Here is a 15,930-nt window from a genome sequence, read left to right as displayed (position 1 = left end):
CTGTTAGCACAGCCACCACTGCCAGTTCATAGCGTTTACCACGGCACTGCCTGGTAATTAATACCTGTTGGAAAATGGTAGGGTATGGCAGACGTTTCAGCTTTCTTTTGAGAAAAACAGGGCAAAAACGGACGTCGTAAAAAAAGGCCGGGTAGAAAAGTAGGATTCCTAAACAGAACGGAAACAAAAAACCCTCTCCAGAGGCTCTGAAGAGGGTTAATCAGTGATCCCGCTGGGATTCGAACCCAGGACCCATACATTAAAAGTGTATTGCTCTACCAGCTGAGCTACAGAATCTTTTATTATCTTTACAATTCGCAAGGCGTTTCCTTGAATTGCGATGCAAAACTAATACAGTATTTTCGAAATGACAAATCATTTGGCAAAATTATCTGCAATATTTTTCTCTTTATTCGTTTTTTTAAATCAACCTATTTATAGTCAGGAGAATAATTTTAAGCTAAAAAGGGCCGATAGCTTGTTTCGGGCGCACCAATACCCCGAAAGTTTTGCCTTGTACGAACAAATTATCCAGAACGAACAAGTGTACTCGCCGCAAATGCTTTTGAAGATGGCCTACACCCAGGAAATCCAGGGTAATTTTAATGCCACCATTTATTACCTGCATTTGTATTATCAAAAGCGCCCCAGCCGGGCCGCTTTAAAAAAGATGGAAGACATTGCCCAACGGCAACATTATATAGGTTATGCTTACAGCGACTTTGAATTCTTCCGGACCCAGTTTCAAAAGTATCACCTGAATATTCTCCAGTTGTTGCTTATGGTGGCAGTAGGCACCTTAACCGTTATTTTCTTCATTTACCAGAAAAAGAAAATTTTGCCGGGCCTTACCTTTCAGGTAATATTTTTAAGTTACCTGGGCTTTATTTTATTTTACCTTAACTTTTTTAGTTTTGGGCGCAAAGGCATTATCCGGCAAAATGGGGTAGCCATCATGGCCGATCCGTCGGCCGGTGCGCCTTGGTTGGCAACCGCTTCTGAAGGCCACCGCATTACCTTAAAAGGCGAACGCGATATTTGGTACGAAACAGAATGGAATGGCCAACGGGCTTTTATCCGGAAAAAGAATGTACTAGAACTACCGTAAACCAAAACAGATATCAGTAAACCGTATAAAATTGCGACTAAAGACACTATCAAGCGTGCTGCTTTAGACCTGAATACAACACCTTCGTTATTAAATGAAGTTTACTGATAACTGCTCACTAATAACTATTCACTATTGTCTGCCCTACACCGGCGAGTCTTTTTCCTTTTTAAAATGATTTAACACCAACCGGTCGGTAAGGCCGGGCAACCATTTATTCAGGAAAACGGTTAATTTGCCTTGCGTAGTCATAACCAAATCACGTTTGCGCTGGCGGGTAGCTTTTAAAATGCGCTCGGCTACTTCTTCCGCCGACATCATTTCCGATTCATCACGCGGCGACTCGCCCTGGGCCTGGCCATTGGCTGCTAAGGCCGTATTGCGAATATTAGAAGCCGTAAAACCCGGACAAGCAATCATTACGTGCACACCCTGGTTCAATAATTCGGTGCGGAGGGTTTCTAAAAAGCCGTGCATGGCAAATTTAGAGGCCGAGTACCCCGTGCGGCCCGGTAACCCCCGGTAACCCGCGATAGACGATATACCAATAATAGAACCCTTGGCTTTTATAATGTGGGGCAAAGCAAATTTGGTCGCGTAAACCGTTCCGTAAAAATTAATATCCATTACTTTCCGGATAACCGCCACATCCAGGTTCTGGAACAAAGCCCGCATAGATATACCGGCATTGTTAATCAGAATATCTAGTTCACCAAACTGTTTTATGGTTTCTGTAACCATGTTTTGGCAATCGGTTTCTTGGCTTACATCGGCCTGCAAGGCCAGGTGCTTAATGTTTTTCTGGCTGAGTTCCAGGGCGGTGCTTTGTAAATTATCTGCATTACGACCAGTTATTACTACGGCAGCGCCGGCTGCCCCAAACGACATAGCCAAGGCTTTACCTATGCCGGAGGTGGCTCCGGTAATCAGTACTACTTTATCTTTCATATTCTAAAAACCACTTTAGCCGACAGGTTTTAGAGCATGAATATTTGTACCCGGCGGCGCTGCAAAGGTAATAACTAATAAACGTTTTTAAACTAAGGCTAACCGGGCTAAAACCGTTTTAATACACCTGGTTTAAAGGCTTCTTTAATATTTATTTGCCGGATAGTACCAGGGATCTGTTTAGCCCACCCAATATGCTACCAAAACTAAAAAGAAGGTTTATTCCCAATTAAATTTGGCGTAATTTTGTAGCATCGTGAGAAAGCATAAGAAAAAGAAACCCCAAATAGATTATATCCACAACATCCGGATAGAAGAAATGGCCGCCGAAGGCAAGTGCCTGGCCCGGCACGAAAACCTGGTAATTTTTGTAACGGGCGTAGCCCCCGGCGATGTAGTAGATCTGCAAATTACCAAACAAAAGAAAAATTTCCTGGAAGCGGCGCCGGTCCATTTTCATGTTTACTCGGAGCTTAGGACCGAGCCTTTTTGTGAGCATTTTGGCGTTTGCGGCGGCTGTAAATGGCAGCACATTGGCTACGACACCCAGTTGTATTTTAAGCAAAAACAAGTAAAAGACAACTTAGAGCGCATTGGTAAAATTGGTGAGAAGCCGCTCAATCCTATTCTGGGTTCCGAGAAAACTACTTATTACCGCAATAAGCTGGAGTATACTTTTTCGAACAACAGTTGGCTAACAACGGAGCAAATTAAATCCGGCCAGGAATATGACCGCAACGCCCTGGGTTTTCATATACCGGGTCGTTTCGATAAAATATTAGATATTAAACATTGTTACCTGCAACCCGAACCTTCTAATAATATTAGGTTGGCGGTGCGGCAATACGCCAAAACCCACGGCCTGGTATTTTTTGACATGGTTAAGATGCAAGGCTTTTTGCGCAACCTGATTATCCGGACGGCCAACACCGGCGAAGTAATGGTTATTGTGCAGGTCTATTACGAAGACAATGCTGCTTTATTGGGCTTACTGGAACATCTAAAAAATAATTTCCCCGAAATTACTTCGCTGCAGTACGTAGTAAACCCTAAGGGTAACGAAACTTTCCACGATTTAGAAGTAGTTTGCTACCATGGGCAAGCATACATTCACGAGCAAATGGAAGATTTGCAGTTCCGGGTCGGGCCTAAATCTTTTTACCAGACCAACTCCGAGCAAGCATACCAATTGTACCGCCTCACGCGCGAAATGGCGGCCCTTACCGGCACCGAAGTAGTTTACGATTTATATACCGGCGCCGGTACCATTGCCAATTTTGTGGCCCGCCAGTGCAAAGAAGTTATTGGGGTAGAATACGTAGATAGTGCTATTGCCGATGCCCGCATAAATTCCCGCATTAATAATATAAGCAATACCAAGTTTTTTGCCGGCGATATGAAAGATGTTTTAAACGATGCTTTTGTATTAGAACACGGCCAGCCCGATGTAATTATTACCGACCCGCCGCGCGCCGGCATGCACCCCGACGTGGTACAAAAATTAAACGAACTGAAAGCCCGGCGCATTGTTTATGTAAGTTGCAACCCGGCCACCCAGGCCCGCGATTTAGAAGCCCTTTCGCTGAATTACGAAGTTACCCAAATTCAGCCGGTCGATATGTTTCCGCAAACCCACCACGTCGAAAATATTGTAACCCTGCAACTAAAATCTTAACCGGTAGCGTTTAAATATATAACGGTTTAAACGCGCATTACCCAATTTTTGGAAAAACACTGAAGGCAACATGAACAACGACCCAGAACTGAACGGTAAATATTTAGGTACCATCACCAAAGATTTTGCGATGGTTTCCGATACGTTAAAAGAAGCTTCGTACCTAATCCGGAAGCGTGAAATATCTAAATACCCGATTTTTATTTTTGCCAAGCAACCCACTCCCCTGGGTTCGTTGCTGATTGGCGCTACCGAAATGGACTTGCAGTGGCACGTATATGCATCTTACCTGTATGATTTTGTGCAACGCAATGTTATTAGCGTAGACAAAGTAGAAGAATTTGAGTTAGCCTATAAAAATCCCGACGAATTTTGTTGTTTGTTCGTGATAGACGAAAGCTTTACCAACTTTGTATTTATTCCTTTTCCAGAAGATTAAAAATTCTGATTTTAATACAATTCAAATTCTTATACAGCAAGTTAGCTAAAATATTGCTTATGCTGTTATAGAGGCACTATTAGTAATTATAATATTTACTTAAATCATTAATTATCAATAAATAACCTTTATAACCCTGGTATAAATTTACTATTTACATAAACCCTGTTTTTATTTTTACGTGTATATACCTGTATGCACATTCAAAAATAAAAACTATGGAAATTTCAATTCATAATACACACTTACCGCATCCGCGTCCGCAATGGACCGAGAATTTTGCCCGCTTTGGGATGGCTGCCAAAGGCGTAGTTTATTGCCTGGTAGGAGCTTTGGCCTTTATGGCCGCTTTTGAAATTAAAGGCAACACCGAACAAGGCGCCGGTAAGCAAGGCGTTTTTCAGTTTATTCTGGAGCAACCTTTCGGTAAAATATTATTGGGTATTGTAGCGCTGGGCTTGGTTTGTTATACCATCTGGCGATTTATCCAAGCTTTTATGGATTCGGAGGGCAAAGGACACAATGCCAAGGGTGTTGGTAAGCGACTGGGTTATGCGTTTAGCGGACTCGTTTACGGTGGTTTGGCTTTTTACGCGGCGCAATTGGTATTGGGCCAGAACAGCGGCGGCGGCGGCGACTCGCGCCAGACCTTAGCCGGAAAACTGCTGGAACAACCTTTTGGTCAGTGGCTGGTGGGTTTGGTGGCAGTGGGCACTATGGCTATGGGTGTTTATCAGATTTACAAAGGTATCTCGGGTAAATACCTCAAGAACGTACAAACCGCCCAAATAAAATCTAATATAAAGCAAATGCTCATGAATGCCGGTAAAGTTGGCTACATTGCCCGTGGGGTGGTTTGGGGTATTATTGGTTTTTTATTTTTAAAAGCAGCGCTTAATTCCAATGCCCAGGAAGCGGGTGGCAGCAGCAGTGCGTTTTCGTTTCTGGAGCAATCTTATGGTTCTATTTTGTTAGGTGCCATTGCATTAGGCTTACTTTGCTACGGCGTTTTTATGTTTGTCCGGGCCCGTTACGAAGTAATAAATACTTAAGTAAGAAGCTTGCTTTAAACGGAAAAAGAGCTGTTTATTACAACAGCTCTTTTTTTATATTTTATTCCCAGCGCCACTTTAGCACTTTTAAAAGGTTATTTTGATAAATGAATTAAATATAGGCATCAGGTGCTGGGGCCGGGTAAATTATTTTACCTGCTAAGTATTTGGGCTATTATAAGTTAAGTAAAGCATAACTTTAGTTATTTGCTACTCCTTTAGCATTTCTTTATATTTCGGCTTCACTATGAATTATGTCTCGATATAATCCAAATTGAAGCAAAAACCAATGAAGAGAATACCGCAGATTGACTTCTTTAGGGGCCTTTTTTTGGTTCTGATTACAACCAATCATTTTTTGTCTTGGCAAAATATAATTAGCCGGTTTACTACCGAGTTTATTGGCTGGGTTACAGCCGCCGAAGGCTTTGTTTTTGTATCTGGTTTAACCGCCGGCATTGTATACTCTCGCAAGTTGGTAGAAAAAGGTGAAACCTTTATTTCTATAGCCGCCAAGAAAAGAACCTGGACCATTTATAAGTATCATTTGGGTTTGTTTATCCTGGTTACGCTCCTCTTTTTCTCGCATTCAGCCATGAAAGCGTATTGGTTTACAAACTACGCCGATTATAAATTGCTTTATCAGAAACCGGGCCTATCGGTAATATTGGGTAGTTTTTTACTTTACCAACCCATTTACATGGATATTTTGCCCATGTACGCGCTCTTTATTCTGCTCCTGCCGGTTTGTTTAAAATATTTCCAACAGGGTAAGCACCTAATTATTCTAACCTGCTCCTTTCTGGTGTATTTTGTAGGCACTTTAGATGTGGTACCCAGCATACTCGAATTATTAACAGTTATGCGCAAGGTAGATACTGGGTTCTTTAACTTGCTTAGCTGGCAAATATTGTTTATTGGGGGCTTATACCTGGGTTATTTAACTTACCAGAATAAAACAGGATCCATTTTGCACAACAGAAAGTTGTTTTATGCCGCTGTAGCTATTAGCCTGCTTTTGTTCTGCGGCCGACGAGTATACACCCATGTAGATTATTTCTCCATCGATTGGGTTTACTGGACAAGCAAAGACAACTTAGGTCCGCTCCGGCTTCTTAATTTTGCGGCACTTTTAATGGTAATTAGTAATCTGGCAGCCCGCTACAAGCGCTGGTTTTCGTTTGAGCCCCTTTGCTATTTAGGGAAATACTCTTTAGAGGTGTTTTCGCTGCATATTTTGCTTATTATTATTTTTAAACCCGTAAAAGAAATGCTGAACGATCATCATACCATTAAGTTAATGGATGGTGTGCACTTTTCGCCCTGGGCTACGTTTATGCTGCTGTTTATCCTTATTCCGGCTTTGTTTTTAGCCCCCTACTTTAAAAAACGCTTTACCCAGCCTAAGGTAAACTTTAAAGCGCCCCTTTAAAGTAAAAGTAGTAGCATAATATTTTTACTTCAGCCAAATTTAATCTTGGCAATCATTCAATATTTTAAAATTGGTGTTTAATATTATAACGTTAGCTGTGGTAGAATTTACCGCAACTCTCCCCTTTCTTAAGGCTAACTAAGATGGCTCGCTATTTAACATAATATGCAATATTTGAAAAATAGCCTCTACCTCAAGCATAAAAAAGCTTAGTAGCAGCGTTTTAAAAAGAATGCTGCTCATTTTGCAACTTCTAAATGTGCTGTCTTTAAAATTTTATTCCAGGAAGATTATTTTATTAAGGTTAATTTTGCGCTGCCTTTCTAAATTGTCAGGCTAAATACAAACAAATTTAAATACCTAAGCCCATTTTTCCGTTTAGGAAAATAACCAACAGCCGTTCTAAATTTGCTCCATGGAAGTAATTGTAATATTAATATTAACCTTGTTAAATGGTTTTTTTGCCCTTTCCGAAATTTCCATTATATCGGTTAGGCGCAACCGCATCGAACAAAAAGCTAATCAGGGTAACAAAAACGCGCAAACCTTACTACAGCTAATTAAAGAACCCGAAGGATTTTTATCGGCGGTGCAAGTAGGTATTACCTTAATTGGCATTGTGGCGGGTGCTTATGGTGGGGCCGCCCTCTCCGACGATGTAAAAGGGTTACTAGTGCAAGTTCCGTTCCTAGCCGACTACGCCGATACCTTGGCCATTATTCTGGTAATTGGCTCTATTACGTATTTTTCTATTGTTATCGGCGAATTGATTCCTAAAACGCTGGCCATGGGCAATGCCGAAACAATTGCGCTTTTTGTAGCGCCTATTATTAAAGGGTTTACTTCACTTACTATGCCTTTGGTAAAAGTACTTTCCTTTTCAACCAATGCCATTATCAAGCTTTTTGGTATTAAAGAAGCCCCCGAAGAAACCATTTCGGAAGAAGAGTTGCGCCAAATTATTAAAACCGCCGGCAAACAAGGCGTGTTGGCCAAAGAAGAAACCGAACTCCACCAGAATATATTTCGGTATTCGCAACAGCGGGCCAAACACCTTTTAACCCACCGCAACCAGGTAGAATGGCTTAACATAAACGACACTACAGAAAATATTAAGGCTAAAATTAAAAGCAGCGCCCATTCTAAATTTCCGGTAGCCGATGGCCAATTTGATAAAATTATAGGAATTTTAAATACCAAAGACTTTTACGAAATCATGGTTGGCCAGCACCAGACGCTGGAAACGGTGCTTAAACCGGCTATTTATGTTTCGGAGACCATGTATGCCCATGCTATTTTAAACCTGTTTAAAAAGAACAAACAGTATATGGGCATTGTGGTAGATGAGTTTGGCTCGCCGCAAGGCGTAATTACGCTTCACGATATTCTGGAAGCCATTGTGGGCGATTTGCCGGATGTAGATGAAAGCGATGAACCTGAAATTATTAAAAGAGAAAACAACTCTTACCTGGTTAACGGCTCCATTAATATTTACGACTTAAACAAAGAACTGAAGCAGGAGTTCATTAAAAGAGATGTAGAAGATTATTCTACTTTAGCAGGTTTTATTATTTATTACCTGAACCGGCTACCGGCCACCGGCGAAAAATTTGAGCATCGCGGTTTTGAAATTGAAATTGTAGATATGGACGGAATAAAAATTGACAAAGTCCTGCTGAAGAAGATAGCAACTACCCGTAGCCTGCTTTAAAAAATAGCCATTTAGGTTCAGGTTAAAAGTATTGCTCCTATTTATATAGGTGCAATACTTACTATATTTCCGAATAAATAACGATATAAATGATGTCATCTTGAGCTTTTCGAAACATCTAAGTACTACCTGATTAAGAATACTCGAGAACCTCTAAATAACTAAATTATATACTTACTTTATACCCTGTACTTAGTTTAACAGCCAATACTCATTTGGCATTTAGCTATCTAATTTCAAAATATTTGGATCTACTGGGTTTTACTTCTGCAGGCGCAAAACTGCGGGGCTACTTTTTCTCTGTTTGGCTAAGGGCCAATGTACTTTTGGTTGGCTGTTAATTCTGCTTTTTTTCCGGCGCCCCCACCATATTAAGAAACCGGTTACGGGCATACTGGCGGCCAGCAAGCTGGCTAAAAAAGCAATTATTTTACCGGTTAAACCGGCAATTGCTCCCACGTGAATATCGTAGTTCATGCGATAAAGTTTATCGGCGGCACCGGCATTCGCGAACTTACCATATTGGTGCTTTACTTCTATTTCTTTAAAGGTGTACTGGTCGTAATACCGGTAATCAGTTTTCCAATAAGTATCGGTGTCGGGGTTAAGCGCTACTTCAATAGCAGCTTTTGGGCTGTCGGGCACATGTACATCTAAACTGCCGGTAAACCCCGGATTGGCAGCCCGCGCCCGGCGCCAAAGCAAATCCATGGCGGGCTGGTTTGTATTGGCTTGTTGGGTAAGAGTAGTATCGGAAAAAGTTTCTTCAAAAACAGTTAACGTTTTGCCGCCGGAAGCCACCCAATAAGCCGATTGGGCAAACCACTGAAAGCCCCAAACCAAACCGGTAAACGCGATAAATATAATTACCCAGGTCATGTAAAAACCTAATACACCGTGTAAATCATAATTAACGCGGCGCCATTTGGCATTCCATTTTATAGCAAATCGCTGTTTACGCGCCGCTTTATTTCTGGGCCACCAAAGCACCAACCCCGATAGTAACAACACTACAAATATTAAAGTACCGGTGGCTACTATGGGTTGACCTATGGTCGGCGGCAGCCACAAATAATAATGCCCCATTACGATAATCCGGAAAAAATCTTTATCCATATTTTTAACCCGCAGTACTTTACCGGTATATGGGTTTAAAAATATGCTGTAATAATACGCGGGCTCTTCGCTAAAATATACCACTTGCGCCGATTTGCCGGGCTCGTAACTAACACTGTGGGCGTGCTTGCCCGGCAAAGCCTGGTCGGCAATATGTTTTAAAACTGAGGGCGGCAATAAGGGGTTTTGCTGCACCGCCGAGAATTGGTACGGTTGGGTAATATCTTTTATTTCCCGTTCAAAAGCGAGAATACAGCCGGTAATACCCAGAAAAAGAACTAGCAATCCCGATGCCAGGCCCAGCCACAAATGCAGTTGTCTTACCCAATATTTAAATTTTCTTTTCTCTGGTTGCATAAGTTTTAAAAGATAAAAACGGCACCTGGTGTTACAAACCAGGAACCGTTTAATTTTTGCCTGACTAAAATTTATAAGATATACTGCCTACCACGCTTCTTAACTTCTGCGGATTCATGGTGGTATAGCCTATCCAGTAGCGTTGGTTTGTTAAATTATCTACTTTTAAGCCTACCCGATACTTGGGCTGTTCGTAAAAGGCGGTGGCATTTAATATGGTGTAGGCCGGCAAAACAAATTCACCCATCGATACACTGTTCAATATTTTATTATCGCTGGCGTAATTTCCGCCAAAACCCAGGCCTAAACCTTTAACAGCCGTTTCGGGTAGCCGGTAACTTAACCAGAAATTAGCCAGGTACGGCGATGACGCGGTGGTAGGCCTGCGCCCGTTTACATCGGCATCGGCTTTATCTAATTCTGAGTGGTTATAACTAAAACCCGCAATAGCATTAAAACCTTTAAACGGATTCGAAATTAATTCTAGTTCTACGCCTTTGCTTAATTGCGTTCCGTCCTGGATTTGTGCCACGGCCGGGGCGCGCTGGTCGGTGCGTAAAATATTTTTTACCCGGATATTGTAATAACTAATAGTGCTGCTGAGCTTACCGGCTAGTAAATCTAATTTTATCCCGCTTTCTAGTTGGTTGGCTTGTTCCAGTTCGGCCATTTGGGCTAATCCTTTGCTTGGTTCGGCGGCATTGTAAGCGTTATAGGTACCCTGGTTGTTAAAGCTGTTTTGGTAATTGGCAAATAAGGCCACCCGGTCTTGCAGTGGCTGGTAAACAATGCCAAATTTGGGCGAAAAAGCCGTTTGTTTATACCCCTCCGTGGTTAGGCTGCCGGTTTTTCCCCCTTTATTATCAAACCGGTCGAGGCGCAGCGCGGCCAATACACTCAGATTATCGGTTACGTTTAAAACATCTGATACAAAAGCACTGTAAGTATTGGTTTTATTTACCAGCGGATAGGTAAAATCGGGCGGAGCAGCCGCATATTTAGCCGCCAGATTGGTACCGTTAAAAGTACTGTAGTCGAAGTCCGGTACATTTAAAGGGGCCGTATCGTAAACGCTGCCAAAGAAATTCTGGTCCGAATCGGTTTTTAAAAAATCGAACCCGACAACTACCCGGTTGCGCAAACGACCTAACCTAAAATCGCCATTAAAATTTTGTTGTATTTCCAGGGTTTTGCTCTTGCTGTTACCGGTAGATTGATCGGCACGGGTAATGTAATTAGCCTGACCGGCATCGGCTTCGTTTTGCGTTACCACGTTATCGGGTACTAAATAATAGTAGGCGCCAAATCCATCGGAGAAGCTCTGGCCGGCGGTAATATTGGTAGAAGAGGTAAATTGTTCCGAAAGTTTATAGTTAACCTGCCCAAAGAAATTGGTACTTCTTGATTTTTGGGTAAGCCCTTTGCCACGGTAAGAATTTTTATAATCTACTTTTAATTCGTCGGCGCGGGTGGCACCCAAGGCGCTGGCCGGAAAGTAAAAGAAAAGGGCTTGTTTACCGGTATTGCGACTATTAAAGATCTCAGCATCTAAATGTACCGATAAGCGCTCGGTGGGTTTGTATAACAAACTGGGTGCAACGGCTACATTGCGGGCAAAAGTATTTTCCTGGAAGCTGCCTTCGTAATGATAAGCGGTATTTATCCGGAATAATAATTTCCGGGCAGCATCTAAAGGCGTGTTTACATCGGCACTTACCCGCTTTAAATCGTAACTACCACCCGATACGGCCACTTCGCCTCCAAATTTCTCGAAAGGCTTTTTGGTTACCCGGTTTAGTAAGCCACCATAAGAGGTAAGCGAACTGCCAAACAGCGTGGCCGACGGGCCTTTTATTACTTCCAGCCTTTCCAGGTTAACGGCATCGGTTTCGCTGCTAACAATACCGGCAATACCGTTGCGTAAGTTGCTTTGTAAAATAAAGCCGCGCGCGTTGTAATAGCTGCCGCCATCGCCACTCCGGCCGGTCGCTTCCCACATTTTTTGTATGCCCGGGGCATTACGCACGGCCTCATCGGCGGTAAAAAGTAACTGCTCGTTTAATAAATCTTTTGTAACCACGCTATAAACCTGCGGGTTTTCCAAGCTCTTTAAAGGCATTTTCGAAACAAACGGGCTTTCGGTTTTAGCAAATTTGTTTGGTTTGCTGCCCTCCACAATTACCTCCTGCAACTGAGCAGCATTTTCCTGCAAAGTAAAATCTACAGTTAAGATTTGGCCAGCAGTTAAAGTAACTGAATTTTCCTGCGCTTCGAGTCCAATGGCACTTACCCGTAAGGTGTAATTACCGGCTTTTACCCGGTTAATCCGATAATTACCATTCTCATCAGAAATAGTACCTAGTGCCAAGCCTTTAAGTCCTACAGACACAAAGCTCGCGGGTTTACCATCGGCAGTATAAATTTGGCCCCTAATAGCCCCATTTTGCTGTGCTTGCACTGTGGTACTAAAAAATAAAGTAAGAAATAAAGAAAGTAGTAGATGGTGTTTTATTTTCATAGCTTATTTAGATTTATTCTAAACTGCTACAAACATAAAACTTAAATTTTAATATCAAAAAATTTATTTAGAATTAATCTAAATAGAAACGAAGCACATTTCACTCCTACTATATTAAATTCTAAATTTTAACTTGGATTAAACAAACACAATTTAAGCTTGAATACCATAATAAATGGACAGAAATCCCCAATAGAAAGAGTTGAGGATATTATCTAGTTATACTAGAATTGATAGCAATTGTAAAAATTTAAATATTACAGTGTAATAAAAGAGTTTAAGGCAAGTAAATTTAAGACTATATTAGTTTAGTATTTTAAACTTAAGGCACTTACTATGTTTTTTACCGGCTGGATATATTACTTTCTTAGTCTTACACGTGCTATCTGCTTCAAAAATAAAAAAGGCCGGTTTATAAGCATGAGCTCATAAACAGGCCTTACAAAAATCAGCTTAAACTTTTAAATTAAAAGTGGGTCCAGCCTTGGGCTTGTACCGGGAAAGTATTGCCGCTGGGCGTTACCAACCGCACGCCTTCCGAAGCTTCGGTCATTTTACCGATAATGGTTATATCGGGATGATTCCGGATTTTGTCGTAATCGTTTAGGTTAACGGTAAACAGCAGTTCGTAATCTTCGCCGCCGTTCAGAATGCACATGACCGGGTCTAGTTGAAATTCTTCGGCGGTGTTCAGTACTTGCTGGTCGGCGGGCAGTTTGTCCTGGTAAATGGCCGCCCCGGTTTTAGATTGCGAACAAATATGCAGTAACTCCGAGGCCAAACCATCCGAAATATCGATCATGGCGGTTGGCTTAACCTGCAGTTCTTTTAGTTCGTGAATAAAATCCATCCGGGCTTCGGGTTTAAGCTGCCGCTGCACCAAATATTCTTTATCTTGTAAATCAGGCTGCATTTCGGGATTGTCCAAAAAAACTTGCTTTTCCCGTTCCAGCACTTGTAAACCCAAATAAGCAGCGCCTAAATCGCCGGTTACACAAATTAAATCGTTGGGTTTGGCGGTGCTCCGCAACACCGCTTCACCGGGCGCTACTTCGCCAATGGCGGTAATGCTAATAATTAAACCCGATTTAGATGACGTGGTATCGCCGCCAACTAAATCTACTTTATAATTTTCGCAGGCGAACCGGATTCCTTCGTACAAATCGTCGATGGCTTCTACGGTGTAGCGGGCGCTAATGCCTAAACTAACGGTAATTTGCGTGGGTATGGCATTCATGGCCGCAATATCCGATACGTTTACCGCTACCGCTTTATAACCCAGGTGCCGCATGGGGCAAAAAGATAAATCGAAATGCACGCCCTCTACAAGCATATCCGTAGAAACAACCATATTTTTTTGGCCGGGATGCAGCACGGCGGCATCATCACCAATGCCCACCAGGGTAGATGCATTTTGGAGGGTAATTGTTTCTTTTATTTTACGAATCAGGCCAAACTCCCCTAACTTATCTAAAGATGTAAATTCACTCATCGGTATTTTCTTTCCGGTTAAAACTACCTAAGCTTTAGGTTTAGTACGGCAAAGTTACTATTTAATCTTAGCGTTAACACAACTCCCGCAGGGTTTATCAATTCCAACTTTACTAAAACCTAAATAACGTTTAACTAACGGACATTATACTTCAATCATTTATCAGCCTTTAAAAGTTTGGCCGCACCCTAAACCGATGTTTAATAAGCCAACATCAGCTAACAACAAACATTTAATTACCAATATCAAATAGCTAAAAATCAGATAATGATTATACCAACTACAGCTTTTCCATCTCGGCTTTTACAAAATCGGTAAGGGTTTTAATGTAATCAGCCGAAAAATCGAATTTAATATTAGCAGCGGCGTAAACTTCAGCAATGGATTTGGTGTAACCCAGGCTTAAAGCGTTTTTATAACCTTGTAAAGCAGCTGCCGGATCTTGCTTATAGTTTTTCCAGACCGCAATAGCGCCCAATTGGGCCATAGCGTACTCAATGTAATAAAAAGGCACTTCGTACAGGTGCAATTGTTTTTGCCAGATATACGGCTTGTATTTTTCCAGCCCGGTCCAGTCTACTTCTTGCTGGTTAAATTGATTAAATATTTGCAGCCAGTTCTTTTCGCGTTCTTCTAAAGTATGTTCCGGATTTTCGTACACCCAATGCTGAAAACGATCGATGGTGGCTACCCACGGAAATGTTTCCAGTACGCTCTCCAGATGGGTTTTCTTCGCGCGCCGTAATTCTTCGGCATCGGTAAAAAACAAATCCCAGTGGTCCATACTAATGAGTTCCATCGACATGGAAGCCAGTTCTGCTACTTCGGAGGGAGTATGTTTAAAAGCACCTAAGGGCAATTCGTGGGTCAGAAAATTATGCACCGCATGGCCGCCTTCGTGCAGCATGGTTACCACATCGCGCAGCGAAGAGGTGGCATTCATAAAAATAAAAGGAACCCCGGTTTCATCGAGCGGGTAATTATAGCCGCCCGGCGCTTTGCCTTTCCGCGATTCTAAATCTAATCGGCCCATGTTTTTCATGGTTACCAGGCAATCGCCCAAGAACGGGTCGAGGCGGTAAAAAACTTCGGTGGTTTTTTGCAGCAACTCTTCGCCGGTTTTAAATGGCTCCAGGGGTGGCTTTCCGGTATCGTCTACGTCTAAATCCCAGGGCTTTAGTTCGGCTAAACCTAAATTCTGTTTGCGTTCCCGGTCCAAAGTATTAATTAAAGGCACCACGTGGGTTATAATGGCTTCATGAAAATTAAAGCAATCCTGCACGGTATAATCAAAGCGGCCCAGCGCGGCAAACATATAATCACGGAAATTGGCAAAGCCGGCATTTTGCGCTACCTGGTGGCGCAGGCGAATCAGTTGGGTAAATAAATTATTTAATTCGTCTTTGTCTTGCAAGCGCCGGTCCTGCACGGCTAAGTAAGCCTCTTGCCGAATAGCGCGATCCAGATTTTTCAGCCGGTCGGCGGCGCGGGGCAAGGTCATTTCTTCGCCGTCGAGGGTTACAGTCATGGCGCCGGTTATGGCGGCATAATGCTGCTGTTTGGTGGTTATTTCGGTGTTGAGCGGAATATTTTCTTCCCGAAATATTTCAATAGCTTTTTTTACCGACCGCAGGTAAATGCGATATTTCTCGGCATCTAATTCCGGCAAATAAGGCGAACTAACCAATTTTTGATTTAAAGCGTGGTCATAAGGCGCAATATTGGGTTCAATTTCATTTACAAAATACTGAAAAGCTTCGGTTGCGGCTTCGTCCTGGGTGTCTATCGTCATCCGGATATAGCGCCAACCCATATCTTCGGCCAGTACACTTTCCAGCTCACTGCGGTCGAGGAGCCATTGCTCTAATTCTCTGGCCGATTTAATTTCCCGGTTCTTCAGATTCTCGAGGTAAGGAGCCAAAGTTTCCCAATTGGTAATGGTAAAATCGGTGGGTAAAAAAGTACGGGGTTTAGGTTCTAAAACGGCAGTATTGGCAGCCATATATTTATTAATTTTCTCGTTAAACACTATTTTTAATTATTTATCCTTTAAAGATTTAACTTGCCAGAAACCGACAAGCT

The 15,930-nt window shown here is 42.2% G+C and carries 11 protein-coding genes and 1 tRNA gene; 6 read left to right on the top strand and 6 right to left on the bottom strand.

The genetic code is table 11. The features are described 5' to 3' along the window. Positions 1–224 precede the first annotated feature (224 nt). Positions 225–297 (bottom strand) — tRNA-Lys (locus ACO1R6_RS20575). 70 nt (positions 298–367) lie between these two features. On the opposite strand from ACO1R6_RS20575, the gene ACO1R6_RS20570 reads away from it, so the two are divergent. After that, positions 368–1,108 carry an SH3 domain-containing protein gene (locus ACO1R6_RS20570; protein ID WP_486266990.1) on the top strand — a complete coding sequence of 247 codons (741 nt, stop codon included), beginning with the start codon at positions 368–370 and terminating at the stop codon, positions 1,106–1,108. Positions 1,109–1,252: 144 nt separating this feature from the next. Here ACO1R6_RS20570 and ACO1R6_RS20565 read toward each other — a convergent pair whose 3' ends face one another. Further along, the gene (locus ACO1R6_RS20565; protein ID WP_486266989.1) at positions 1,253–2,056 is read right to left on the bottom strand and encodes an SDR family oxidoreductase; all 804 of its coding nucleotides are present in this window, start codon (positions 2,054–2,056) and stop codon (positions 1,253–1,255) included. A gap of 256 nt (positions 2,057–2,312) precedes the next feature. Here ACO1R6_RS20565 and rlmD point away from each other — a divergent pair, with 256 nt between their 5' ends. From rlmD to ACO1R6_RS20540, 5 genes are all read left to right on the top strand, one after another. Beyond that, on the top strand, positions 2,313–3,731 hold the full coding sequence (rlmD, locus tag ACO1R6_RS20560) for a 23S rRNA (uracil(1939)-C(5))-methyltransferase RlmD (protein ID WP_486266988.1): 1,419 nt from the start codon (positions 2,313–2,315) through the stop codon (positions 3,729–3,731). Between the two features lie 70 nt (positions 3,732–3,801). Next, positions 3,802–4,170 carry a hypothetical protein gene (locus ACO1R6_RS20555; RefSeq protein ID WP_486266987.1) on the top strand — a complete coding sequence of 123 codons (369 nt, stop codon included), beginning with the start codon at positions 3,802–3,804 and terminating at the stop codon, positions 4,168–4,170. A gap of 218 nt (positions 4,171–4,388) precedes the next feature. After that, positions 4,389–5,222 (top strand): DUF1206 domain-containing protein, encoded by an 834-nt coding sequence (locus ACO1R6_RS20550; protein ID WP_486266986.1) that lies wholly within the window; start codon positions 4,389–4,391, stop codon positions 5,220–5,222. A gap of 289 nt (positions 5,223–5,511) precedes the next feature. Beyond that, positions 5,512–6,654, top strand: coding sequence for an OpgC family protein (locus ACO1R6_RS20545; protein WP_486266985.1), 1,143 nt, complete (start codon positions 5,512–5,514; stop codon positions 6,652–6,654). A 415-nt stretch (positions 6,655–7,069) separates the two neighbouring features. Then, entirely contained in the window at positions 7,070–8,365 is a 1,296-nt protein-coding gene (locus ACO1R6_RS20540; protein WP_486266984.1) for a hemolysin family protein, read from the top strand. Positions 8,366–8,626: 261 nt separating this feature from the next. Here the strand turns inward: ACO1R6_RS20540 and ACO1R6_RS20535 are convergent, their stop codons facing one another. From ACO1R6_RS20535 to ACO1R6_RS20520, 4 genes are all read right to left on the bottom strand, one after another. Continuing rightward, positions 8,627–9,838, bottom strand: a complete 1,212-nt coding sequence (locus ACO1R6_RS20535) for a PepSY-associated TM helix domain-containing protein (protein ID WP_486266983.1) — start codon at positions 9,836–9,838, stop codon at positions 8,627–8,629. Between the two features lie 64 nt (positions 9,839–9,902). Next, complete coding sequence (locus tag ACO1R6_RS20530; RefSeq protein ID WP_486266982.1) at positions 9,903–12,356, bottom strand: TonB-dependent receptor domain-containing protein; 2,454 nt, start codon at positions 12,354–12,356, stop codon at positions 9,903–9,905. Between the two features lie 466 nt (positions 12,357–12,822). Further along, entirely contained in the window at positions 12,823–13,848 is a 1,026-nt protein-coding gene (gene thiL, locus ACO1R6_RS20525; protein ID WP_486266981.1) for a thiamine-phosphate kinase, read from the bottom strand. Positions 13,849–14,128: 280 nt separating this feature from the next. Next, on the bottom strand, positions 14,129–15,850 hold the full coding sequence (locus tag ACO1R6_RS20520) for a M3 family oligoendopeptidase (protein WP_486266980.1): 1,722 nt from the start codon (positions 15,848–15,850) through the stop codon (positions 14,129–14,131). Positions 15,851–15,930: the final 80 nt, after the last annotated feature.

This window comes from Adhaeribacter sp. (assembly GCF_057359045.1).
Note: the sequence above shows the minus strand (reverse complement) of the source record. Positions and strands in the feature narration are given on the sequence as shown.